Annotated in this window: 22 protein-coding genes; 14 read left to right on the forward strand and 8 right to left on the reverse strand. The window is 61.1% G+C overall.

The features are described from left to right. Positions 1–60 precede the first annotated feature (60 nt). Together LOL23_RS02855 and LOL23_RS02860 are read left to right on the forward strand one after the other, a co-directional pair. The gene (locus tag LOL23_RS02855; protein WP_160976743.1) at positions 61–1,041 is read left to right on the forward strand and encodes an ABC transporter ATP-binding protein; all 981 of its coding nucleotides are present in this window, start codon (positions 61–63) and stop codon (positions 1,039–1,041) included. Then, positions 1,038–1,799 carry an ABC transporter permease gene (locus LOL23_RS02860; RefSeq protein ID WP_160976745.1) on the forward strand — a complete coding sequence of 254 codons (762 nt, stop codon included), beginning with the start codon at positions 1,038–1,040 and terminating at the stop codon, positions 1,797–1,799. The genes LOL23_RS02855 and LOL23_RS02860 overlap by 4 nt, the downstream gene beginning before the upstream one ends. A 59-nt stretch (positions 1,800–1,858) precedes the next feature. Here LOL23_RS02860 and LOL23_RS02865 read toward each other — a convergent pair whose 3' ends face one another. From LOL23_RS02865 to LOL23_RS02875, 3 genes are all read right to left on the reverse strand, one after another. Beyond that, positions 1,859–2,341 carry a YajQ family cyclic di-GMP-binding protein gene (locus LOL23_RS02865; RefSeq protein ID WP_160976747.1) on the reverse strand — a complete coding sequence of 161 codons (483 nt, stop codon included), beginning with the start codon at positions 2,339–2,341 and terminating at the stop codon, positions 1,859–1,861. A gap of 66 nt (positions 2,342–2,407) precedes the next feature. Beyond that, positions 2,408–4,069: an acyl-CoA synthetase gene (locus LOL23_RS02870; protein WP_160976749.1), complete on the reverse strand. Its 1,662-nt coding sequence runs from the start codon at positions 4,067–4,069 to the stop codon at positions 2,408–2,410. 67 nt (positions 4,070–4,136) lie between these two features. Further along, on the reverse strand, positions 4,137–5,051 hold the full coding sequence (locus LOL23_RS02875) for a DMT family transporter (protein ID WP_237173126.1): 915 nt from the start codon (positions 5,049–5,051) through the stop codon (positions 4,137–4,139). 399 nt (positions 5,052–5,450) lie between these two features. On the opposite strand from LOL23_RS02875, the gene LOL23_RS02880 reads away from it, so the two are divergent. The 9 genes from LOL23_RS02880 to LOL23_RS02920 all read left to right on the forward strand — a co-directional run bounded on the left by LOL23_RS02880 (position 5,451) and on the right by LOL23_RS02920 (position 14,143). Next, positions 5,451–5,927, forward strand: coding sequence for an Lrp/AsnC family transcriptional regulator (locus tag LOL23_RS02880; RefSeq protein WP_237173127.1), 477 nt, complete (start codon positions 5,451–5,453; stop codon positions 5,925–5,927). Between the two features lie 248 nt (positions 5,928–6,175). Next, the gene (locus LOL23_RS02885) at positions 6,176–7,348 is read left to right on the forward strand and encodes a CaiB/BaiF CoA transferase family protein (protein WP_160976753.1); all 1,173 of its coding nucleotides are present in this window, start codon (positions 6,176–6,178) and stop codon (positions 7,346–7,348) included. A gap of 30 nt (positions 7,349–7,378) precedes the next feature. Continuing rightward, a complete protein-coding gene (locus LOL23_RS02890) occupies positions 7,379–8,083 on the forward strand; it encodes a FadR/GntR family transcriptional regulator (RefSeq protein WP_160976755.1) in 705 nt (234 codons plus the stop codon). Further along, positions 8,080–8,898 (forward strand): enoyl-CoA hydratase, encoded by an 819-nt coding sequence (locus tag LOL23_RS02895; protein ID WP_160976757.1) that lies wholly within the window; start codon positions 8,080–8,082, stop codon positions 8,896–8,898. The genes LOL23_RS02890 and LOL23_RS02895 overlap by 4 nt, the downstream gene beginning before the upstream one ends. Positions 8,899–8,924: 26 nt before the next feature. Beyond that, positions 8,925–9,893 (forward strand): Bug family tripartite tricarboxylate transporter substrate binding protein, encoded by a 969-nt coding sequence (locus tag LOL23_RS02900; protein ID WP_237173128.1) that lies wholly within the window; start codon positions 8,925–8,927, stop codon positions 9,891–9,893. Positions 9,894–10,052: 159 nt separating this feature from the next. After that, complete coding sequence (locus tag LOL23_RS02905) at positions 10,053–11,222, forward strand: CaiB/BaiF CoA transferase family protein (protein WP_160976761.1); 1,170 nt, start codon at positions 10,053–10,055, stop codon at positions 11,220–11,222. Between the two features lie 31 nt (positions 11,223–11,253). Next, the gene (locus LOL23_RS02910) at positions 11,254–12,237 is read left to right on the forward strand and encodes a Bug family tripartite tricarboxylate transporter substrate binding protein (RefSeq protein ID WP_160976763.1); all 984 of its coding nucleotides are present in this window, start codon (positions 11,254–11,256) and stop codon (positions 12,235–12,237) included. 11 nt (positions 12,238–12,248) lie between these two features. Continuing rightward, positions 12,249–13,034, forward strand: coding sequence for an enoyl-CoA hydratase (locus LOL23_RS02915; RefSeq protein ID WP_160976765.1), 786 nt, complete (start codon positions 12,249–12,251; stop codon positions 13,032–13,034). 194 nt (positions 13,035–13,228) lie between these two features. Continuing rightward, positions 13,229–14,143, forward strand: coding sequence for a LysR family transcriptional regulator (locus tag LOL23_RS02920; protein ID WP_160976767.1), 915 nt, complete (start codon positions 13,229–13,231; stop codon positions 14,141–14,143). Here LOL23_RS02920 and LOL23_RS02925 read toward each other — a convergent pair. From LOL23_RS02925 to LOL23_RS02935, 3 genes are all read right to left on the reverse strand, one after another. Next, positions 14,140–16,245, reverse strand: coding sequence for a TonB-dependent receptor (locus LOL23_RS02925; RefSeq protein ID WP_237173129.1), 2,106 nt, complete (start codon positions 16,243–16,245; stop codon positions 14,140–14,142). The two genes, LOL23_RS02920 and LOL23_RS02925, sit on opposite strands and share 4 nt — an antisense overlap. 187 nt (positions 16,246–16,432) lie before the next feature. Continuing rightward, positions 16,433–17,623, reverse strand: a complete 1,191-nt coding sequence (chrA, locus tag LOL23_RS02930) for a chromate efflux transporter (RefSeq protein ID WP_160976771.1) — start codon at positions 17,621–17,623, stop codon at positions 16,433–16,435. A 33-nt stretch (positions 17,624–17,656) separates the two neighbouring features. Continuing rightward, positions 17,657–17,944: an I78 family peptidase inhibitor gene (locus LOL23_RS02935; RefSeq protein WP_160976773.1), complete on the reverse strand. Its 288-nt coding sequence runs from the start codon at positions 17,942–17,944 to the stop codon at positions 17,657–17,659. A 191-nt stretch (positions 17,945–18,135) separates the two neighbouring features. Between LOL23_RS02935 and LOL23_RS02940 the strand changes: the two genes are divergently transcribed. Continuing rightward, a complete protein-coding gene (locus tag LOL23_RS02940; RefSeq protein WP_160976775.1) occupies positions 18,136–20,082 on the forward strand; it encodes an ABC transporter ATP-binding protein/permease in 1,947 nt (648 codons plus the stop codon). A gap of 166 nt (positions 20,083–20,248) precedes the next feature. After that, positions 20,249–20,674 carry a VOC family protein gene (locus tag LOL23_RS02945; RefSeq protein WP_160976777.1) on the forward strand — a complete coding sequence of 142 codons (426 nt, stop codon included), beginning with the start codon at positions 20,249–20,251 and terminating at the stop codon, positions 20,672–20,674. 123 nt (positions 20,675–20,797) lie between these two features. Here LOL23_RS02945 and LOL23_RS02950 read toward each other — a convergent pair whose 3' ends face one another. Together LOL23_RS02950 and LOL23_RS02955 are read right to left on the reverse strand one after the other, a co-directional pair. Further along, positions 20,798–21,931, reverse strand: a complete 1,134-nt coding sequence (locus tag LOL23_RS02950) for a DSD1 family PLP-dependent enzyme (protein ID WP_160976779.1) — start codon at positions 21,929–21,931, stop codon at positions 20,798–20,800. 109 nt (positions 21,932–22,040) lie between these two features. Then, the gene (locus LOL23_RS02955) at positions 22,041–23,429 is read right to left on the reverse strand and encodes an L-serine ammonia-lyase (RefSeq protein WP_237173130.1); all 1,389 of its coding nucleotides are present in this window, start codon (positions 23,427–23,429) and stop codon (positions 22,041–22,043) included. 155 nt (positions 23,430–23,584) lie between these two features. Here LOL23_RS02955 and LOL23_RS02960 point away from each other — a divergent pair, with 155 nt between their 5' ends. Beyond that, positions 23,585–24,400, forward strand: a complete 816-nt coding sequence (locus LOL23_RS02960) for an alpha/beta fold hydrolase (RefSeq protein WP_160976783.1) — start codon at positions 23,585–23,587, stop codon at positions 24,398–24,400. Positions 24,401–24,484: the final 84 nt, after the last annotated feature.

Below are 24,484 nucleotides of genomic sequence, written 5' to 3' on the forward strand. Positions count from 1 at the left end.
CGGGCGACGGGACACGCCCCGGATGTGCTATTGTGCCCCAGAGCCACAGGAAAATCACGCATGCAGCCAGTCATCTCAATACGCGGTCTGGGCAAAACCTACGCCTCTGGATTCCAGGCCCTCACAGATATCAACCTCGACATCCGGCGCGGCGAAATCTTCGCGCTGCTCGGCCCCAACGGGGCAGGCAAGACAACACTCATCAGCATCATCTGTGGCCTGGTCAATGCCACCACCGGCACTGTGCGCGCCGATGGGCATGACATCGTGGTCGATTACCGCGCCGCACGGGCGCGCATTGGCCTGGTGCCGCAAGAGCTCACCACCGACGCCTTCGAGTCCGTGTGGGACACGGTCAGCTTCAGCCGCGGCCTGTTTGGCAAGGCGCCCGACCCAGCCCACATCGAAAAGGTGCTGCGCGCACTCACACTGTGGGACAAGAAGGACAACAAGCTCATTACACTGTCAGGTGGCATGAAGCGGCGGGTACTTATCGCCAAGGCCTTGTCGCACGAGCCGCAAATATTGTTTCTGGACGAACCCACGGCAGGCGTCGATGTCTCGCTGCGCCAGGAAATGTGGGCGTTGGTCCGCCAGTTGCGCGGCACGGGGGTAACCATCATCCTGACCACCCACTACATCGAAGAGGCTGAGGAAATGGCCGACCGGGTGGGTGTGATCAACCACGGCCGCATCATCCTGGTGGAAGAAAAACGCGAACTCATGCGCAAATTAGGAAAAAAACAACTCATTCTGCAGCTGCGCGACGCCCTGTCAGCGCTGCCCGCACATCTGGCGCCCTACCAGCTCGCCCTGTCGGACGATGGTCGCGAAATTATCTACACTTATGACGCACGCCAGGATCACAACGATATCGCCGCCCTGCTTCAGGCCCTGGATCGTGCCGGCGTTCCGTTCTCCGACCTGCGCACCACGCAGAGCTCTCTCGAAGATATCTTTGTGAGCCTGCTGCGCGAACCCGCGCCGCAGGCTCAGCCCGTAGCAGTATCCGCCGTCGCACCCACTGGAGCCCAGCCATGAACGTGCATGCCATGCGCGCTATCTATCGCTTCGAAATGGCGCGGGCCTGGCGTACGCTGCTGCAAAGCCTGATCGCACCGGTCATCTCCACCTCGCTGTATTTCGTAGTGTTCGGTGCGGCAATCGGCAACCGCATCACCCAGATCGACGGCATCAGCTACGGCGCTTTCATTGTGCCCGGCCTGATTATGCTGTCGCTGCTCACGCACAGTATTTCCAACGCCTCTTTCGGCATTTATTTTCCACGCTTTACGGGCACCATTTACGAAGTGATGTCGGCACCGCTTTCCTACCTGGAAATCACCATCGCCTATGTGGGCGCCGCAGCCACCAAATCGCTGATCCTGGCGGCCATTATCCTGGCCACGGCGGCGTTCTTCGTGCCGCTGCACATTGATCATCCGCTGTGGATGATCGGTTTTCTGGTGCTCACCTCCGTTACCTTCAGCCTGTTCGGCTTCATCATCGGCATCTGGGCCGACGGCTTCGAGAAGCTGCAACTGGTGCCATTGCTTATCGTCACACCGCTCACCTTCCTGGGCGGCAGCTTCTATTCGATCGACATGCTGCCGCAGTTCTGGCAAAAGGTTACTTTGCTGAACCCGGTGGTGTATCTGGTGAGCGGTTTTCGCTGGAGTTTTTTCGGCAAGGCGGATGTCAGCCTATGGCTCAGCCTGGGCATGACGCTCTTGTTCCTGGGGCTCTGTGTGGCGCTGGTGGGGTGGATCTTCAGGACGGGCTATCGCCTCAAACCTTGAACAGTACGGCCTGCGTGGGCGCGCAACGCGGCCGCCTGGCCGCCGCGTTGCGCAGCGGATCAGTCGCGAAAGTTGTTGAACTGCAAAGGCAGGTCTACATCAGACTTTCGCAGCAAGGCCATTACCGCTTGCAGGTCGTCGCGCTTTTTGCCAGTGACGCGCAGTTTATCGCCGTTGATCTGCGCCTCGACCTTGAGCTTGGCGGCCTTGATCTCGGCAATCAACTTCTTGGACACAGCCTGCTCGATGCCTTGCCGCACGGTTACCTTGCGCCGCGCGCCGGCCACGTTCTCCAGCGCGTCGCCCACTTCCAGGCAACGCACGTCGATGCTGCGCGCCGAAAGCCGCCCACGCAGGATATCCAGCATCTGGTTGAGCTGGAACACACTGGGCGCTGACTGCGTCACCACATAGCCCTCGAGCTCGAAGGTGGCGTCGGTGCCCTTGAAGTCGAAACGGGTGGACAGCTCGCGATTGGCCTGATCGACCGCGTTGCTCAATTCGTGCTTGTCGACTTCAGACACCACATCAAAAGATGGCATTCGTATATTCTCCCGAAAAATAAAAAAGCGGGCCGCGACGGCTGCGGCCCGCCCAGCATCCTGCGCCTACTTCGCCGGCGCGGCGTCCAGCGCCTCGGCCTGTTTACGCAGCTCGAATTTCTGGATTTTACCGGTGGACGTCTTGGGCAGCGTCTGGAATACCACAGTACGCGGCACCTTATAGCCCGCCAGATGCTTGCGACAGTGCTCCGTGATGTCGGCAGCCGAAACTTGGGCACCCTCTTTCAGTTCGACAAAGGCGCACGGAGTTTCGCCCCATTTTTCGTCGGGGCGCGCCACCACCGCTGCCGCCAGCACAGCGGGATGACGATACAACACGTCTTCCACCTCGATAGACGAGATGTTTTCACCGCCCGAAATAATGATGTCTTTGCTGCGATCTTTGATTTTGACATAGCCATCGGGATCCATCACCGCCAGATCGCCGCTGTGGAACCAGCCGCCCCGCAGCGCCTCTTCAGTCGCCTTGGGGTTCTTGAGATAGCCCTTCATGGTGATATTGCCGCGGAACATGATTTCGCCCATGGTCTCACCATCGGCCGGCACTGGCTGCATGGTGGCGGGATCCATGACGCTGATACCGCGCTCCAGATGGTAGGTAACCCCTTGGCGTGCGTTCAGCCGCGCCCGGTCGCCGATGTCGAGATCGTTCCAGGCGTCGTGTTTGGCGCACACGGTGGCCGGCCCGTAGACCTCAGTCAGGCCGTAGACATGTGTCAGGTCGAACCCCAGGCGCTCCATGCCTTCGATCATTGATGCGGGCGGCGCGGCGCCGGCCACCATGGCCTTGACGCCGGCCGGGATACCGACCTTCATGGTGTCCGGCGCATTGACCAGCAGGCTGTGCACAATGGGCGCGCCACAGTAGTGCGTGACCCCATGCTCGCGGATGGCATCGAAAATGGCCTGAGCCTCGACCCTGCGCAGACAGACGTTGACCCCCGCACGGGCCGCGACCGTCCAGGGAAATGTCCAGCCATTGCAATGGAACATGGGCAGCGTCCAGAGGTAGACGGCGTGCTTGGGCATGTCCCATTCCAGGATATTTGAGATGGCGGCGACCGCCGCGCCCCGGTGGTGATAGACCACGCCCTTTGGGTTGCCAGTGGTGCCGCTGGTGTAGTTGAGCGCGATGGCGTCCCATTCGTCGGTGGGCAGTTCCCAGACGTAGCCTGGATCCCCTTGTGCCAGGAAGTCTTCATAGGCGACTTCGCCCACGCTTTTATGGGTGCCCGTGAAGAGCGGATCCGCAACGTCGATCACCTTGATGGGGGCTGACGCCTTGCGCAAAGATAATGCCTTTTGCATGGTGGGGGCGAACTCAGTGTCCACAATCACCACCTTGGCCTCGCCATGGTCGAGCATGAAGGCGATCATGTCGGCATCAAGGCGGGTGTTGAGCGCATTGAGCACTGCGCCGGCCATGGGCACGCCGAAATGTGCCTCGACCATGGGCGGCGTATTGGGCAGCATGACCGCTACCGTATCACCCTTGCGTACGCCTGAGGCCGCCAAGGCGCTGGCGAGCCGGCGACAACGCGCATAGGTTTCGGACCAGGTGCGCCGCAGCGCCGAAGGCCCCGAACCATGCACGACCGCAAGACGATCGGGGTACACCTGCGCGCTGCGCTCAATGAATGACAGCGGAGACAAGGGTGCGTGGTTGGCCGGTGTTTGCGGCAGATCCTGGTCGAATATGCTTGACATGGAACTCTCCTGATTTTTCCGGAAAATGATAGCCCCCATGCACCTGTTTGACCATCCGCAGTGACACCTACCGCGAAACCCGGCGCGCAGCGCGCAGATGAGGAAGGCTGAATGGCGACCATCCCTGCCGCATAGCAGCCGCCGACGCGAGAATCAGCACCACGCCAACCCATTGCAACCATCCAAGCCGGTGTCCGAACGCGACCCAGTCGACCACGATGGCGACAATGGGATAAATAAAGGACAGTGCCCCGGTCAATGCGGTGGGCAGGCGCTGAATGGCGCTGTACAGCAGCACATACATGAAGCCTGTATGCACGACACCCATGGTCGCCAGCAGCGCCCACGCCCGCCCATCGAGCGACGGCATGCCCTCCCAGCCGGCAAATGGCGCCATGAGCAACGCGCCGGCGAGTACCTGGATCAAGGCAATCAGATGCGGCGGTGTGCCGGTGAGGCGCTTGACCAACAGCGCCGCCACTGCATAAAGGAAGGCGGCACCCAAGGACAGCAGCACGCCGTAGAGATAGTTTCCGTGCCCATATGTGGGGCCGCCATGCTGTTGCGTAATGGCAAGCATGCCGCCAAAGGCGACCAGCAGCCAGAGGATTCTGTCGGCGGTCACCCGTTCGCCAAGAAACAGTACACCCAGCGCCACCAACATAAACGGCTGAGTGTTGTAGACCGCTGTGGCAATACCTATCGATGCGCGTGAGTATGCGGCGAACAACAGCAGCCAATTGCCCACGATGGCCAGGCCACTGATGACAGCCCAACCCAGGCCGGCGGCGGATATTGCATCGCGCCGCAGCATGCCCATCCCGCCGCAGATCAGCAGCAAGGTCATCGCACCGATCGCGCAGCGCCAGAACACGACGTCAGCCAATGGCTGGCCCGAACTAAGCACAAACCAGCCTATGGTGCCGGAAACCAGCATGGCGGCCGTCATCTCGAACGAGCCGCGCCGTATGGATGCATCCATGATGATCTACTCCAGAGTATTTACACGCGGAAACCGCAAGGTTGACCTCGGGCCTTGGCCACTCTGCATTGGGTGTCGTTTTGAGTGCCTGCCGTCTCAACCATTGGCCAGCACTGCTTGTCCGTTAACACCAGGCCCGGGCGAGACCTATTTTCGACGTCTTTTTCATGGCCTTTAGTGTGCAGCCAAATCGCCAGTCGCACCATGGAATTGATTAAGCGGGAAATGCATTTCGCCTGTTTCTCGAAAGCAAAACTTGCCTTATACCTTACAGGTGCGCCATCATGGCAAAACCGAGGCCGCTGGTGTGCGCCAACGGCCTCGGCGGTGCCCTTCCATCACACGCATTGCTCAAGGTTGATTCACGCGCCCGATCAACGAGCGGGCGGTTTACCGCCCATGACCACCTATCAAGGGGACCACATGACCGACGACATCGACCACATCCTGCTCAACGCCCTGATGCAAGACAGCCGACTGTCTATCAAGGCACTCGCGCGCCTGAGCGGCCTGTCATCCCCCAGCGTGTCCGAACGGCTCAAGCGCCTGGAAGAACGCAACATCCTTACGGGCTACACCATCACGATCAACCCAGTCGCATTCGGCTATCTGCTGCAAGCCATCGTGCGTATCCGCCCCCTGCCCGGCCAAATGCACACCGTCGAGCGCCGCATCGCCGCCACGCCCGAATTTACCGAATGCGACAAAGTAACGGGCGAAGATTGTTTCGTTGCGCGGCTCGACGTCAAAAGCATGGCGCAGCTCGATGCCATACTCGATACCTTGGCCGACCACGCACAAACCAGCACAGCCATCATCAAGTCCACCCCAGTCGCCCGTCGTCTTCCACCCCTGACGGCCGCGCCAAAAGGTTGAACCGAGCCCTTGGCCTGTTATCCCGCACGGCCTCGCATTTCTTGTCCCCCTGGTATCGGCGGCAGCTGCCCACCTCTCCCACCTCTCCTTCCACCCCACGCTCCGTTTCGGGTAATTCGATATGTGTGAAATGTTTTTGCATTTTTTTTGCTCTTCCTATAGGATGTCCAACAACCAACAAATAAATCAATTGTATGCAGCCCTACTTGCGGTCTGCAGTGCACCAGGAAAAGCATGAGGAGCTGCATATGAAACCATTGGCGCGTTTTACCGTACTCGACCTGACCCGCGTGCGCTCGGGGCCGGCGGCCGTCAGGCAGTTTGCCGACTGGGGTGCCAACGTAATCAAAATCGAAGAGCCCTCTACCGCCGCGGATGACAAGCCAGGCGGCTCAGCCCAGTTTGCCGATTATCAGAACACGCACCGCAACAAAAAGAGCATTTCGCTCAATTTGAAGCATCCAAAAGGCAAAGCCCTCTTCCTGGAACTGGTCAAACAGGCCGACGTCATCGTCGAAAACTACCGCCCCAGCGTCAAATTCAAGCTAGGCATCGATTACGAGAGCCTTCGCAAGGTCAACCCGCGCATCGTCTACGCCAGCGTGTCGGGCTTCGGGCAGGATGGCCCCTATGCAGACCGTCCGGGGCTGGATCAGATCGCCCAGGGTATCGGCGGGATCATGTCAGTGACGGGCGAACCCGGTCGCGGCCCCATGCGCGCCGGCATCCCCGTTGCAGATCTGACCGCAGGCCTGTTCTGCGCCATCGGTATTTTCATTGCCTTGCTCGAGCGCGAACAGTCTGGTGAAGGCCAATGGGTGCAAACCTCGCTGTTGCAATCGCAAGTGTGGATGATGGACTTCCAGGCCATGCGCTGGCTGATGAACAAAGAAGTGCCCGGCCAGAGCGGCAACGATCATCCCACCAGCAGCCCCACCGGGGTGTTCCCGACCGCCGACGGGCACATGAATATCGCTGCGATGGGCAATGGCATTTTCGCGCGGCTGTGCAAGGTGATCGGCGCCGAAGAACTGCTGGAAGACGAGCGCTACGCCACGGTGCCGCTGCGCGCCCGCAATCGCCCTTCTCTGAATGCCGCCATTGGTGCGCGTACGCAGATGAGGCCGACACATGAATGGATAGACCTGATGAATCAGGAAGGGGTGCCCTGCGGTCCTATCCTGACCATGGACAAAACGTTCGAGAATGAACAAGTACAGCATCTGAACATGGCTGCCCCGCTGCGCCATCCCGAGCTGGGCGACATCAAAGTAATGGGGCAAGCCATCCGCTTCAGTCGCTCGGATACCGGCGAATACGTCCATGCCCCGGCGCACGGCGAGCACAATACAGCCGTCTACGGCATGCTGGGCCTGTCAGCCGGGGAGATCGACGCACTGAGGGCGGAAGGGGTGATATAACAGCCCGTCATTCATTTCACGAGGTGCGCCATGTTTACCGCATTCGAACGGCCGGACAACCTGCCCGATGCTATTGCCCGACAAATTCGCCTGAAAATTCTATCGGGCGACTTCAAGGAAGGCGAACGGCTGCCCACCGAGCATGATCTGGCCAGACAGTTCAGCGTCAGCCGCAATGTTGTGCGCGAATCCATCGCCCGCCTGAAACTCAATGGCTTGGTTGAAACACGCCGGGGCGTGGGCACTTTTGTGGCTGGCAATGCCAATGGCCGTCGGTTCGAAATCATTCAAGACGACTTGTTGGACATTGAGCAACTACTGCAAGTCTCCCAACTACGCGTCGAAATCGAAGCTGGCGCTGCGGCACTGGCGGCCAAAGCGCGCACGCCCGCACAACTGGCCGCGCTGGAAGCCGCGCTGCGTAAAACCGACGAGGCTGGCAAAGACTGGGAACGCGCTGCCGATGCCGCCCTCGCGTTTCACATGGCGATTGCGCACTGCGCCAACAACCCGTATTTCATCCGCCTCATGGAGCACCTGAGCTATGTCATCCACAACGCGGTGCGCACGCTGCGCTACCACCACAGCGGCACGGCTCGCATCGGCCATGTGGATGCCGAGCACCAGGAGATCTTCGACGCCATCAAGCGCCAGGACAGCGATGCTGCTCGAGCCGCGGTGCGCAAACACCTGAACAACGGCATTACCGCATACATGAATAAGGAACAAACATGACCCGCCGCCAGCGTATTCTGCAAAACGAGCTCTGTGAGCAACTCATCGTGGAGAAAGAAGGCCCATCCGGCTGGATCACCTTCAATGACCCGGATCGCCACAATGCCATCTCCTATGCCATGTGGGACGGCATTCCGCTGGCGTTGACCACCTTTCAGGACGATCCGGAGATCAAAAGCGTCGTGTTGACCGGTGCAGGTGAAAAGGCGTTCGTCAGCGGCGCGAACATTTCGCAGTTCGACACCTTGCGCACGGGCAGCGACGCCGTCGAACAATACGAGATCGTCGCCGAACGCGCCCAGCTCGCGCTGCGCGATTTCCCCAAGCCGCTGCTGGCACGCATCAATGGCTACTGCATAGGGGGCGGGCTCAATATTGCCCTATGTTGCGACTTGCGCATCGCCAGCGACGGCTCCTCGTTCGCCATTCCGGCGGGCAAGCTGGGCCTGGGCTACCGCTTCAGTGCGATCCAGAATCTTGTGCGTGCCGCGGGCACTGCCAATGCGCTCGAAATATTCCTGACGGCGGACCGCTTCCCCGCCAGGCAAGCGCGCGAAAAGGGCCTGCTGCACGCGGTGACGACACGCGACGAGCTGGACACCTGTGTAGCGGCCTACCTGGACAAAATCAACGCGCTCGCACCGCTGACGCTGCAGGCAGGCAAAAAGATGATCAATACCCTCGCCGACCGCTGCGAAGAGATTGACCTGGACGAAATGAAAGCGCTGGTGATCCAGTGCTTTGAAAGTGACGATTACAAGGAAGGCAAACGCGCCTTCGCCGAAAAACGGCGGCCCGATTTCAAAGGCCGCTGAACCACCTCATCGACAAGGAGAAGAGGATGACATCATTGAAGCATGTACTGCCGGCGCTGGCGCTGGCATTTGCGGCAGGCAACGCTGCGGCAGCCTATCCCGAGCAGCCTATCCGGCTGGTGGTGGGCTATGCGGCGGGCGGTACAACAGATATTCTTGCCCGCGCCCTGGGCGAACAACTGGCTACAGCGCTCAATGCTTCCGTCGTGATCGAGAACAAGCCAGGCGCCGCCGGCAGCATAGGCGCGGCCTATGTGCAAAATGCCAAGCCTGACGGCTACACAGTGTTTATTGCCACTGTGTCCAGCCACGGCATGAACCCGGCCCTGTACAGCTCGCTCAATTACGATCCGGTCAAGGGCTTCGCGCCCGTCTCAATGCTGGCGTCTATCCCGCTCGTGCTGGTGGCCGATCCAAAGCGCGACTATAAAACGGTGGACGGGCTGGTGAAGGCCGCCGCCGACAAACCCGGAACGTTGAACTACTCAACCAGCGGCAACGGGTCTCCGGTACATATCGCTGCGGCGATGTTCAGCGATGCCGCTAACCTGGACGTGGTCCATGTGCCCTACCGTGGCGGCGCCATGGCCAACACCGCGATCATGAGCGGCGACGCCCAGTTCACGTTTGCCACACTGCCGGCCGCCCTGCCGCTGGTCAAGGCTGGCAAGCTTGACGCGCTCGCCGTCACCACCAAAGCGCGCTCGCCCCAGCTGCCCGACATTCCCACCATGGCCGAGAACAGCAAGTTCGGCAACTATGAGATCAACACCTGGAACGCGCTGCTTGCGCCCGCCGGCACACCCGACGAAGTCATCAAGACGTTGAATGCCGCCGTGGTGAAGGTCATGAGTTCGCAGAAGCTACAGACCACTTTCCGGCATGAGGGCGCAGAGCCCGCCAGCAGCACACCCGAAGAGCTCAAGGCTTTCATCGATAGCCAGATCGGCTACTGGCACAACGTCGTCAAGAAGCTGAACCTGCAAATCAGCTGAGGCATCGTCGCCTGCGCACCGTGATACCTTGCGGATCTGGTGCGCAGCGCCATGCGGCACATAGGCCTGCGGTTTTTTCGAACACCGCGATCGAATATTTGAACTGGATCGAGAAGGCGCGCGCGACGTAGACTGCTTGTTGTTTTCAACGAGGCAGTGATGATTGCGAACGCATTGAAAGGTATACGCGTCGTGGATCTGTCCCGCATTCTCGCGGGGCCATGGTGTACACAGAACCTGGCGGATCTGGGCGCGGAAGTGATCAAGATCGAAAAGCCGGGCGCCGGGGATGACACGCGCGCCTGGGGGCCGCCGTATCTGGAAGGCCCGGATGGCCAGACGATGTCGGCCTATTTCATGTGCTGCAATCGCGGCAAACGTTCGGTATGCCTGGATTTCAAGAGCGACACCGGCCGTGCGCAGTTGCTGAATCTTATTCGTGACGCGGATGTGCTGGTCGAGAACTACCGCGCCGGCACACTCAAACGCTACCAGCTCGATTATGACAGCCTCAAGGCCATCAACCCGCGCCTGGTATACGCATCGATTACCGGCTACGGCCAGACGGGGCCCAAGGCACAGCGGCCAGGCTATGACTATATTTTCCAGGGTCTGGGCGGCTTGATGAGTTATACCGGACACGCCGACGGTTCGCCTGGTGCAGGCCCCCTGCGCACCGGCGTCGCGGTGGTGGACATTTCGACCGGTATGTATGCCACGTCCGCCATCCTTGCTGCGCTATTCCAACGCCAGCAAACCGGTCAGGGCGTCTGGCTGGACCTCGCGCTGCTGGATGTTGCCGTGGCGATGAATGCCAACCAGGCGGCAAACTATCTCGTCTCGGGCAAGAACCCCGAGCGCAGCGGCAACGCACACCCCAATCTGGCACCTTACGAGGTTTTCCGCGCTGCAGACGGCTACTTCATCCTGGCCATCGGCAATGACAGCCAGTTCGGTAAGTTCTGCGTCTTCAGCGGGCACCCCGCGCTGGCAGAGGATCCCCGTTATGCCACTAACAGCGCGCGGATACAAAACCTGGCGTCGCTGCGCGCCGAACTCGGTCGCATTATCGCCGAGCACCCCCGCAAGTACTGGACTGACGCGCTGGACGAACTCGGCATATCCTGGGGCGCCATCAACACACTCGAGGATGTGTTCAACGACGAGCAAGTCCGGCACCGCGGGATGTTGAATACCGTGCACCATCCCGTGATGGGTGAAATGCGGCTGGTCGGCAACCCCATGCTGGCCGCATCGCGCACCCTCGCCGCAACCGCCGCGCCGCCGCTTCTGGGCGAGCACACCCGCATGCTTGAAGACCTGGCCTGAACGCCAAACCACCAATCTAGAGGAGCCCCCTATGACTTCGACATTCGTAAGCCGCTGGTCCGTACGCACTGCAACCGGCACCTGTCTGATCGCCCTGGCCTCATCGGCATTGGCCGCCTATCCGGATCAACCCATTCGCCTGGTCGTACCCTACGCCCCCGGCGGCACCACTGATCTGATCGCCCGCATTGTGGCGCCCAAGCTGGGCGAAGCGCTGGGCCAGCCGGTGGTCATCCTGAACAAGCCCGGCGCGGGCGGCGCAATCGGCAGCGCTTCCGCGGCTCGCGAAAAGCCTGACGGCTATACCTTGGTCATGGCCGTTGAAAGCTCACACGCGGTAAACCCCAGCGTGCAGAAAACCTCTTTGTACGACCCCGTGAAAGATTTTTCACCCATCAGCAACTTGGCCAATGTGCTGGGTGTGCTGGATGTCAAGGCAGACTCACCCATCAAGACTTTCCAGCAGTTGGTCGATACACTCAAGGCCGAGCCCGGCAAGCTCTCTTTCGGCTCATCCGGCAACGGCGGCTACAGCCATCTGTTCGGCGAGCGCTTCAAGAGTGCCACGCAAACCCAGATGCTGCATGTACCCTATAAAGGCCTGGGCCCGGCGCTGACCGACCTGCTGGCGGGGCAGATCGACGTCGTGTTCGACAACCTGCCCTCTTCCGCCGGCCAGATCAAGGCTGGCACGCTGCGCCCATTGGCCGTGGCCGCACCCGCCCGCATCAAGCAAATGCCCGATGTGCCCACTTATGCAGAAGTGGGCTACCCTCAACTCAATACGCCTTCCTGGTTTGGCCTGGCGGCGCCAGCCGGTGTACCGGATGATATTTTGGATACGCTGAATGCAGCCGTGAAAAAGGCGCTTGCAGACCCGGCAGTTGTCACGCAGATCGAGCAACAAGGCGCGGTGCCCGACTATACATCGCGCGATGCCTTCAAGAAGCTGATTCAGGACTCCAACACACGCTGGCAGCAAGTCGTCACCGATATCAAGTTCGAGAAACTGTGAGAAGGCACACCATGGACAGCACACAATGGGCACATCACGCCGACCTGAGCATTGACGAGCAAGGCATCGCAACCTTGCGCATCGCCAATGCCGGTACCCTGAACATTCTCGGTACGCCTGTCATCGCCGCGCTCAGGCAGGCGCTGGACGCCATCTCGCAGGATTCCCGGGTGCGCGTCGTCGTGCTGCGCGGGGACGGCGATAAGGCCTTTGTTGCTGGCGCCGATATCAAGGAGATGGTCAACTTCGACACTGCGTCGGCCACTGCCTTCATCGATGGGCTGCGTCAGTTGTCGGACGCGGTGCGGGCGCTGAAGGTTCCGGTCATCGCAAGAATACCTGGCTGGTGCCTGGGTGGCGGCCTGGAATTCGCACTCGCTTGCGACCTGCGCATCGGTTCGGAACAGGCCAAACTGGGTATGCCGGAAGTCAAGGTCGGGATCCCCTCCATCATCCACGCCGCCCTGCTTCCCCGCCTGGTTGGGCAGGCGCGCGCCAATTGGATGCTGCTGACGGGCGAGATTATCGAGGCGCGCGAGGCGCTGGCCTACGGGCTGCTGGACCGCGTCGTGCCGGCTGATCAGCTCGATGCCGAAGTCGCGCGTGTAGCGCAGCTGCTGGCGGGTTTTGGCCCCACAGTGCTCGCGCAGCAGAAGCGCCTGCTGCGCGAATGGGAAGACCAACCGCTGGAGACCGCCATCCTGAACGGTGTGCGGGAATTCGCTCAGGCCTTCGACACCGGCGAACCGCAGCATTACATGGGCGAGTTCGTGCGCGCAAAGCAGCAGAAGGCCTGATCCCGAGCCGAAGCAGCAGCCCTGTCGGTCGTGCCGCGCGCCCGCATCATTAATCATCGGGCGCGCAGGCGGTCGACCGCACTCATGTGAACCGCCGCAGTGGGGCCGCGCCACGGTCATCTATGCAGGCTGAAAAGCCGTTACGATGTAGTGTACCGGGACGGCCCGGCACGCTACCGGTACGGAGGCCGGCCTTGCATTACGAACTGAAAGACTTGCGCCTGTTCCAAGCGATTGCCGAAGTTGGCAATCTGTCGACGGGCGCGGCGGCCATGCACATGACAGCATCGTCCGCCAGCTATCGCCTCAAGAACCTCGAGTATGCTGTCGGCAGCCCTGTGTTTCTGCGCACCCCGAAAGGCATGAAGCTTACGCCCGCGGGCGAAGTGCTGGCCAAACACGCCAGAAAACTGCTTTCAGATGTGGAAACCATGCATAGAGAGCTTGGCGACTATTCCACCCGGCTGCGGGGCAGCGTACGGTTGCTGGCCAACAGCAGCTCGCTCAATAGTTTCATCATCCCCAGCCTGGCCCGCTTTCTGGTTTCCAATGCAAGCATCAACGTCGACCTGAAAGAAAAAGAGAGCCCGACGATCAGCCAGGCCATCGAAGAAGGCCAGGCCGACATCGGCGTTGGGGCGGGCCTCGAAGAGCGGCCCGGCCTGCGTCGGGAGTTATATGCCATCGACCGTCTGGTATGCGCCGTCGCGCCCGACCATCCGCTTGCCGGCGCAGTCACGGCATCGTTTGAGCAAATACTTGCGCACGACCTGGTATCGCTGGAGCGCAGCAGCAGCAATTTTCTGTATCTGAGCAATCAGGCGCGGATTTCCGGTAACCCGATGCGTGTGCGGGTTCATGTGCAGAATTTCAGCGCTGTGTTGTACATGGTGGAGGCTGGAGTCGGCGCGGCCATTGTGCCTGCCAGCGTGGCGGCATCTGCAACACACCAGGGGCGGATCGCAACGCTGGAGATCATCGACCCCTGGGCGGCACGCGAGCTGTACCTGGTACATGCCCTGCAACCTGCCCAGCCCGACCTTGTGCGCGAGTTTGCCGCGATCCTACTGAACGACCCCCAGATCGTCGCCGCGCGTGGCGGCGCCTAGAACTCGGCCGATGCCGTAACCATGAGGGAGCGCGGAGAGCTCAGCGAGAACGCGCCCCACTGCGAAACGCCCGACCAGTATCCATTGTTGAACGTGTTGTGCAGCGTACCCTGCAAAGTAACGGGCGTACCACTGACACGGGTACGGTAGCGGGCGCCCAGATCCACCCGCGTCCATGCGGGGAGCAAGGCCGTATTCTGTTGGTTTGCGTATTGGCTGCCGGTATACACCACGCCGCCGATAAGCGTCAGGCCCGCCAACCAGGGGGTATCCCATTCGAGCGCTGCGCTGGCGCGCCGGTTGGGCGCACCAATGGGACGATTGCCGGCAACACCCAGGCGGCTGGTATGCGTTAGCCTGGCGTCCAGCAGCATCAAGCTAATCAGCGCACGCAAGCCGTTCGCCGGTTCCCCCTGCAGCGAGAACTCCAGCCCACGGTTGCGCTGTTCGGCAGTGACGCCGAAAACCCCACCGTCTATTTCGCCGGCGGGACGGATAATCTGGAATGCACTTACCCCGGCGTTGAAGTGTTCACCCTCGAACTTGACGCCCACTTCGTGCTGGCGCGACGTGTACGGTGCAAATGTTTCGCCGGCGTTGCTGACGGACAGCGGCGCCACATCGCCCTTGTTCAAACCTTCGATATAGCTGGCATAGACCATGGTGGTGCTGGTGGGGCGAACGATCAGACCAACAGACGGGGTGACGGCGCTTTCGCGATAACGGGACGCCAGCGCTCCGGTACCGGTGCTCCAACTTCTTGATGAGATGTGCTGATGGCGCAGGCCGGTAATGATCCGGATGCGGTCGTCGAACAAGGATAATGTGTCGGACACCGCAAGGCCGCGCAGACGCGTGAGCGCCACGCGCAATACCGAGTTGGGGCCCTGCAAGTACTGATCAGGGTACTGTACCGGCGCATAGAGATTGGATCGCAGACTGGTGCCGTTACGCATCCCGAATCCGTTTTCGATTTCCAGGGTACTGGCTTCCACCGTGACTGCGTGGTCGATGCGGCCGGTGGCAAAACGGGTACGTATACCTGCGTTGGCAGTTTCACGCGTTACTTGGAACACCGCGCTGCGCGGCGTCGTGGAGAAATCGCCGCGCTCGTTGGACAAGACCATCTGCTGATCGAAGATGCGGTCAACTTCGGAAAAGCCACGCCCCAAATTGGCGAACAGGGAGGACTGCTCGCCGACGCGGTACTTCAGCCCCAGCAGTACGGATCTGTCTTCAAGGGTGGACCAGCCCCACTTCTGGGTGGGGTTGGCTGAGCCATCTGGCGCGTCGGGCACCTGCACGCCCGGCGCGACCGAATAGACCCGCGAGGGGGCCTTCCAGTGGTCACGCTGCCAGATGGTATCCAGCGTTGCGCTCAGACGCTCCCCCTGGTAGTCTAGCCCCAGTGCGCCAACGGATGTTTTGCGTTGCTGGTTATCGACCCCCGTGGCACCCGCCTGATGACTGCTGTTCAAGCGGACACCCACTTGGCCATCGGCTCCGAAGCGGCGGCCGATATCCAACTCCACCCCGCCCATCGATTCAGAGCTGTAATTGGTCGAAAGACGGGTGAGCGATTCGGTAGCTGCGCGCTTGGGCACGATGTTGATCACTCCACCCACGCCGCTGTCTGGCAGCATGCCATATAACATGCCTGTGGCGCCCTTGAGCACCTCAATACGCTCTACGTAGGGGGTAAGGATGCGGTAATTTGGCGCGATGCCAAAGACGCCGTTGAAGGCCGTTTCTCCAACATTGCCCTCTCCTATTGGAAAGCCGCGTATCGACAGCGAATCGACCATGCCGCTGGTCTGGCTGATGGCGACCGAGGCATCATACGCGAGCACTTCCGCAACGGTGGTGGCTTGAGTACTCTCGATGAAACGGCTGGTGTAGCTGACGAGGTTGAACGGCACATCCATAACATCCTGGGTACCAAGCATGCCCGCAGTCCCGCCGCTAGCGGCCAACCCACCTGGCAGTGCGGCCGGCATCGCTTGCGCATCGCCATGCACGGTAACGCCGGGAAGACGGGAGATTTCAGGGGCTGCCGGTACCTGTGCCACCGCTGCCGGCAAATACAGGCTCGCAAACGCCACGCCTAAGGCAACTATGGCCCGCGATAATGCAGTCAGGGAAAGAGCTTCTTCGGCTGCGCATGCCCGCACGCGATATCTGTTGATGCAATCGAAACAACATTTCATGATGACGCTGGCCTCTCTGGCGGGCAGCACGCAGCCCGCGCATTAGTTAAAAGCCAAGATCATAAACGAGAATGATTCGCACTTACAATAAAAGGACGCCAGTTATTGCGCATAAGGCTACAACCAGCAGCGGCGATAGCCTCGCCACGACCAGCAGGCCGAAGGCGGCCAAGGCCACGGCGAACTGCAGCCGGCTATGTATTGCGCTGGTCCAGACCGGGTCGTACAGCGCGGCGCCCAGTATGCCGACCACGCTGGCGTTGATGCCCGCCATCGCGCGGCGCACAGTGGTGTGCTTGCGTACAGCGTCCCACCAGGGCACAGCGGCAATCACCAGAAGAAAAGCGGGAAGGAAGATAACACCCAGGAACAGTAGCCCACCAACCCAGCCATGCAGCGGCCCTTGCCCGACCGCCCCCAGATAAGACGCAAAGGTGAACAACGGCCCCGGTACAGCCTGCGCTGCACCGTAACCCGCAAGAAAATCTGTATTGCTAACATACCCGACAGGCACAACGGTATCCTGCAGCAGCGGGAGCACAACGTGCCCACCGCCGAACACGAGTGCGCCCGCGCGATACACGCCGCTTATCATGGCGGCAACTGGTGAACCGGCTGCGGCAGCCCACAACGGCAGCGCCAGAAGCAAGCCGACAAACAACACCAGGGCCGCCAAGCCCTGGCGACGCGTGATGGGATAGCCACCAGGTTGGGCTGCGGTGGGGCTGCTGCCCGCGTCACGCAAACGTGCACCAGCCACCCCACCCAGCACGATGGCGGCGACCTGCCCCGGTGCGGACGGCACGGCCAGCACCAGCAGAGCGGCGATAATGGCCAGTGCCGCCCTCGGGCGGTCGGGGCAGAGCGATCTGGCCATGCCCCAAACCGCCTGGGCGACCACTGCAACGGCTGCTAACTTCAGACCATGAACCACGGGAGACGCGGCCAGGCCTGGAATGCCGGACACCCCATATGCAAAAACAATGAGTACCAACGCCGACGGCAGCGTGAACCCCGCCCATGCGGCAAATGCGCCGCGCCAGCCCGCTTGGCGCAGGCCCAGCGCCAGCCCCACCTGACTGCTGGCCGGCCCAGGCAAAAACTGGCATAACGCCACCAGATCGGCGTATTCGTGTTCATCGAGCCAACGGCGGCGATTGACGAACTCGGCATGAAAATACCCCAGATGCGCGATGGGCCCGCCAAAAGAGGTCAGGCCTAGCCGGAGAAAAACAAGAAAAACCCGCCATGCGGTTGAGCGTTCGCGCGTCATATGTGCCCGGAGAATTCGCCGGCCGCCACGCCGTCAGCCGCAATAGGCGCGAACCACCACGTCGTAGCTGTCCAGCTGGAGATTGATCCGCCCGGCATTATAGTCGCGCGTGATGGCCTGGCCGGGCCGGATCACCCTTACGACACTGGCGCCGCTGAGCTGGCGCGCCTGCTGCTCCAGTTCTGCCGTCATATGACGGCCGGGAATCGGGCTGATGCGCTGGGCGCTGCACATGCCCGGCGGGCCGGGTGGTTCGGCCGTTGGTACGGTACACGCCGCAAGGCCCGCCAACAGGCTGGACACAGCAAAAACACGAATCATAGCGCCCCCTTCGTCATAGTTGACTTGTTTATACCGTAAATCTACCGTCGCTGTTCTTGATGAAACATTTACAGGAATTTTTCTCCGTCGACGCAGTCAAACCCGCGTAGTCGCGTGCCGGCGGCCTGCAGGCATCATCTGTACGCGTGCGCCCACGCAGTCAACAAGACCACATCCACAAACACACAACAATGAACCTGTATCCACTGCTCATTGAAAGCGGCATCTGGCTGCTCAAGGCATATCTACTCACCATGTTTGCCGCTGCGACGACGGTGTTCGCACTGGCGCGATATACCGTCTGGGGCCGGCAGTTTTGGGTGCTGACCGCATCGTATTTTTCGCCTCGACGCAACTGGCGCCCACTGGCCGCACTGGGGCTGCTGCTATTGCTGACGCTGGCGGCCGTCCGCCTGCAAGTCTTGTTTTCCAACTGGTACAACAGTATGTATTCGGCGCTGCAGCAACTGGACGCGAAGGCATTCTGGCTCGCCATGGGCCTGTTCGGCATGCTCGCCCTGGCGCATGTGGTGCGCTCGCTACTCGATTTTTACATGCAGCAGGCATTCACGATTCACTGGCGCGTGTGGCTCAACGAGCGCCTGCTGGATCGCTGGCTGCAAGGCCAAGCCTATTACCGCACCCAATACCTTGACACCCCGGCCGACAACCCAGACCAGCGCATTCAACAGGATATCGCCAGTTTTGTGCAAGGCTCGCTCACGCTGTCGTTCGGCGTGATCAATGCGCTGGTCTCCACGATCGCGTTCACGCTCATACTCTGGAACCTGTCGGGCCCTCTCACGCTGGGCAGCGTCGATATACCGCGCGGTATGGTGTTCCTGGTATTTGGCTATGTATTACTGGCCACCGCCTGCGCGGTCCGCATAGGCCGGCCGCTGATCGGGCTGAACTTTCTTAACGAACGCTTTAACGCCGATTACCGCTATGCACTGATGCGCCTGCGCGAGTATGCCGAAAGCGTCGCGTTCTATGGCGGCGAGAAGGTAGAACGCATGCTGCTGAACAATCGCTTCTCTCGAGTGATCGAAAATGCCTGGTCGATTGTGTACCGGTCGCTCAAATTCCTGGGTTTCAATTTTTCTGTGTCTCAGGCCGCCGTGGTATTCCCCTTCATCATCCAGGCACCGCGCTTCTTCAGCAAGCAGATCAGCCTGGGCGATTTGATGCAGACGGCGCAGGCGTTCGGGCAGTTGCAAGACAACCTCTCGTTCTTTCGCAACGCCTACGACCAATTCGCCACCTACCGCGCCACGCTGAACCGGCTGAGCGGATTCTCCGGAGCAGTCGATAACGCAGCCCAACTGCCATCGCCCGCCCTGCAGAATCAGCCGGGCGCGCTGGCCCTGCACAGTGTGACCGTTACCACGCCCGACGGACATCTACTGCTGGGGAACGCATCGTTGGATCTGGCCAGCACCGGCCCGCTGCTTATCCGCGGGCCCTCAGGCGCGGGCAAGACCACGCTGCTGCGCGCCATTGCCGGTCTGTGGCCGCACGCGACGGGCCGCATCATCCGGCCCATGCACAGCACGCTGTTTCTTGCCCAGAAGCCCTACCTGCCCCTGGGCACCCTGCGCAACGCCTTGTATTACCCGCACCCTGTGCCGGGCTCAAGGCCACAGGAGAACACGCCCGCAGCAGACGATGCAGTGGTGGCCACTGCAGCCAAGGCAATCACGCCCACTCCCCCACTGCCCTTGCCGGACTCAAAAGACACAGACGCAGAGATTGGCGCCGTCCTGGCCGCGGTGCAGCTCTCGCATCTTGAACCACGGCTGGACGAGGACGCGGACTGGAGCCGCATCCTCTCGCTTGGCGAGCAACAGCGCCTGGCGTTCGGCCGCCTGTTGTTGACACGCCCTGAGCTTGCATTGCTGGATGAAGCTACGTCAGCTATGGACGAAGGCCTGGAAGATGCCATGTACCGGCTGATAAAAACACATCTTTCGGACACATTGCTGGTTAGTGTGGGTCACCGCGGCACGTTGGTGCGCCACCACCAAACGCTGTTCACGCTGGCTGGTGATGGGTCAGGCGCATGGACGCTGTCATCGGCCACACCGGCCGCGCCAGGCACAACGGCAGACCTCGCAACGGCCCTGAAGACCGCCTGAAGCTGTTGTACAACGTGGCAGGCGGAGGGGCGCTACGCGGGCCGCATACGCTGCACGCAAAGGCCAAGTATTCTATGATCGTGCCTGTTGAAACCTGCAACATTGCATCCCCAATCGACAGGCCGCAGGCACTGCCAGCCGGCCCCACCCATTCACGGAACCCCTAATGAGCCTCTCCCCTTTTCACCTGGCCATTCCCGTCTATGACCTGCCCGCCGCGCGCCGTTTCTACGGCGAGGTGTTTGGCCTTGAAGAAGGCCGCTCCAGCACGCAGTGGGTGGATTTCAACTTTTACGGCCACCAATTGGTCATCCACGAACACCCCAAGACGGCATCACAGGATCATGCCCATACCAATCCGGTAGACGGGCACGAGGTGCCTGTACCGCATTTCGGTATCGTGCTTGAATGGAGCCAGTGGGAAGCGCTGGCGGAACGGCTCAAATCCTTCGATACCAAGTTCGTGATCGAGCCGTACATCCGGTTCAGAGGCCAGGTGGGTGAACAGGCCACCATGTTCCTGCTCGACCCCTGTGGCAACGCGCTGGAATTCAAGGCGTTTAAAGACATGGGGCAGTTGTTCGCCAAATAAGCCCAGTTGCATACAACGGTCGCAGGGCCGGCGGCAGGCCGCTGCCCCCGGGGCCCACCCACGCAAGGGTGACAGCCGGCGCATGCGGCCATGTAAGCCCCACGTGCAGCACGCCAGCAAACATTACCAGCCATAGAAGCGCGGCCACACCTGGGCGCTGCCGTCCGCTTGAAGTGCCTGATATTCGGGATACTGGGCGCCGGTGGCGCAGGCATGGTTGGGCAAAATGCGCAGCCGTGTGCCAACCGGAAACTTCTTGGCGACATCGCTCTGCGTGCCGTCGGCACGCGACAATATCCCGTGCTCCTGGTTGGCGCCGCTAAGCACATAGCCTTCCAGCATACTGCCGTCTTCGGTGCATACCTGGCCATAGCCGAAATCCCGCTTCTGTGCCTGCGTGCCGCGATCACGGCTCATCGCCATCCAGCCAGCATCAACAATGGCCCAGCCCTTTTCCTTCTGGTGGCCGATCACCGTCGTGAGCACGCTCAGTGCAATCTCGTCGGTCGAACAGACACCGACGTTGTGCATGACCAGATCGAAAAACACATACACGCCGGCGCGCACCTCAGTCACCCCTTCGAGATGCTCCGCCGTCAATGCCGTGGGTGTAGAGCCGATACTGACACCCGGACACGGCAGGCCGGCCTCGCGCAGGCGCTGGGCGGCGCGTACCGCACCTGCGCGCTCTTGTTCGGCAATTTCGAGCAAGCCCTCGTGCGTATCGCGCTCGTAGCTTGCGCCGGCGTGTGTCATCACGCCGCCAATGCGCATGCCACCATCGCGCAGTGCTTGCGCAACCGCCAACAATATCTCGTCGTTCGGCTTGATCCCCGAGCGATGGCCGTCGGTGTCGATCTCTATCCATACCTCGAACATGACGCTGTGCTCGGCGCCGTATGTGCAGATTGCCTGCGCGGCATCCACGTTGTCCGTAAGCAGCTTGAGCGCGCAGCCGCGCCGGACCAGCGCGTGCGCCTGTGCAAGTTTGCCCGGCGCCATGCCGACCGCGTAGAAGATATCGTCAATGCCGGCCTCGAAGAACTGTTCAGCTTCTTTAAGCGTAGACACTGTGATGCCCTGCGCGCCCGCCGCCATTTGTGCCCGCACCACGGGCAGGGATTTGCTGGTTTTGACGTGGGGACGGAAACGCACGCCCAGCGCATCCATGCGTGCCTGCATGCGGGCGATATTGCGCTGCATGCGCGTCACGTCGACGAGAGCGGAGGGAGTGTTCAGTTGCTGTAGGGAGGTCATGGCGCAGGCTCGCGGATAAGGTTCACCGCCCTTCTGTGCGGTGACGCGGGCGGACAGCGTTGAGGGCAAGGTTGAAGGCTGGATCGTGAATGGCTGTATGGTAGCTGACTCAACACTCGACAATATTCACCGCCAACCCCCCGCGCGCGGTTTCCTTGTACTTGTTGAGCATGTCGGCGCCGGTATCGCGCATCGTCTTGATGACCTTGTCCAGGCTGACATAGTGGGAGCCATCGCCATGCAGCGCCATGCGCGCCGCGTTGATGGCCTTGACCGACGCAATGGCATTTCGCTCGATGCAGGGGATTTGCACGAGCCCACCCACCGGGTCGCAGGTGAGGCCCAGGTGATGCTCCATGCCGATTTCGGCAGCGTTCTCGATTTGCGCAGGGGTACCGCCCAGCACAGCGCACAGGGCACCCGCCGCCATGGAGCACGCCACGCCGACCTCACCCTGGCAGCCCACCTCGGCGCCGCTGATGGATGCGTTTTCTTTGTACAGAATGCCGATGGCGCCCGCCGTCAGCAGAAAGTCGATCACGCCTTTGTCGCTGGCGCCGCGGATGGCATGGGTGTAGTAGTGCAAGACAGCCGGGACAATACCCGCCGCCCCGTTCGTCGGGGCCGTTACCACGCGACCGCCCGCCGCATTTTCTTCGTTCACCGCCAAGGCCCAGACATTGACCCAGTCCATGATCCGGAGCGGGTCATCGGGGTCTGATGCAAACGTGCCCAGGCGTTCAAAGAGATCCGCCGCACGGCGCCGCACCTTGAAGCCGCCGGGCAGAATGCCTTGCGCATGGCAGCCGCGCCGCACACAGGCCTGCATCACTTGCCAGATATTGAGCAGGCCGGCATCGATTTCGTGGTCGGTGCGCCAATGGCGCTCATTGGCGCGCATCAGTTCGGCAATGCTGATGTCGTGCTGGCGTGTGAGCGCCAGAAGCTCATCCGCGTGGTGGAAAGTGAACGGAAGAATTGTCGTATCTGGTGCAATCACCTTCTGCCTGGAGCCATCGGCGGCCACCGCATCGCTGACAACGAAGCCGCCCCCCACCGAGTAGTAGGTGGCTTCGTGGATGACCGCACCCTGCTGGTCAAAGGCCGAACACAGCATACCGTTGGCATGGAAGGGCAAGGCTTGACGGCGGAAGAAGACAATGTCGCGGGCTTCGTCGAAGCAAATCGGGTGGCTGTCGGCCAGCGTGATTACCCCTGCATCGCGTATGGCCTGCAGCATGGCTGGTATCTGGTCCACATCCACCGTATCCGGTTCATGGCCTGCCAGGCCCAGCAGCACGGCCTTGTCACTACCGTGCCCCTTGCCGGTGGCGCCCAGCGAGCCATAAAAGCCCACCCGCACCCGTGTCACCGCGCTCATGCAGCCGTGGCGTGCCAGCGCGCGCGTGAACATTCCGGCCGCCCGCATGGGGCCCACCGTGTGGGAGCTGGAGGGGCCGATGCCTATTTTGAACAGATCGAATACGCTGATGGCCATGTTGCCTTCCTGATAATGCCTGCCTATGTTTTCAGGCGATGCAATACGCACTGGCGCGAACGCCCTAACCACACGCCGCTTGCTGCTCGTCGATTAGACGTCTGGACTTCATCATAGGGAGGCCGTATCGTTATGTCTATTCGTATATTCAAAACATGATTGACGCTACGACACTCCCCTCCTTCCGCGACCATTGGGTGCAACACCCGCAAGGGCGCCTCTTCACCCGCCGCTGGCAGCCATCCGGGCACCCGCCACACGGCAATCCCATTGTGCTGCTGCATGACTCGTTGGGTTGTGTGGCATTGTGGCGCGACTTCCCCGCTGCACTATGCCAGGCCACCGGCCGCGAAGTGATCGCCTACGACCGGCTTGGGTTCGGGCGCTCCGATGCCAGGGATGCGCTGCCGTCGCTGGATTTTGTAGCCGAGGAAGCGCGTGACTTCTTTCCGCGGGTCTGCGAGCAGCTCGGTGTGGATGGCTTTGTAGTGCTGGGCCATAGCGTGGGCGGCGGCATGGCAATCCAATGTGCGGCCAATGAGGTGGGACGTTGCGAAGCGTTAGTGACGCTGGCCGCGCAGATATTCCCGGAAGACCGGACGCTGGAGGGCATACGGATCGCGCGCATGCAGTTCCACGAAGCGGCGCAGATCGAGCGACTGGCGAAGTACCATGGCGACAAGGCGCGCTGGGTGCTGGACGCCTGGACAGAAATTTGGCTGCACCCTGGCTTTGCATCCTGGTCGATGGTGGATGTACTTCCGCGCGTACGCTGCCCAGTACTCGCCATTCATGGCGAACAGGATGAGTACGGTTCCACCCGCCATCCCCAACTCATTGGCCAACACAGTGGCGGTCCAGTGCGCATCGAAATTCTCTCCGGCGTTGGGCATATGCCTCAGCGGGAGCAGCCACAAACCGTGGTCGAGCTGGTATCGGCAGCCATAAACACACAGCGTCGCCGTGTATGACGCGCTTCGGGCCTTCCCAACATAGATGACACGAGTCAAGAGCCTTGCGGGCACCCAATCGTGCGCAAGTGCCCGGCGCGTCTG

Source organism: Paracandidimonas lactea (assembly GCF_021653995.1).
Lineage (GTDB): Bacteria > Pseudomonadota > Gammaproteobacteria > Burkholderiales > Burkholderiaceae_B > Allopusillimonas > Allopusillimonas lactea.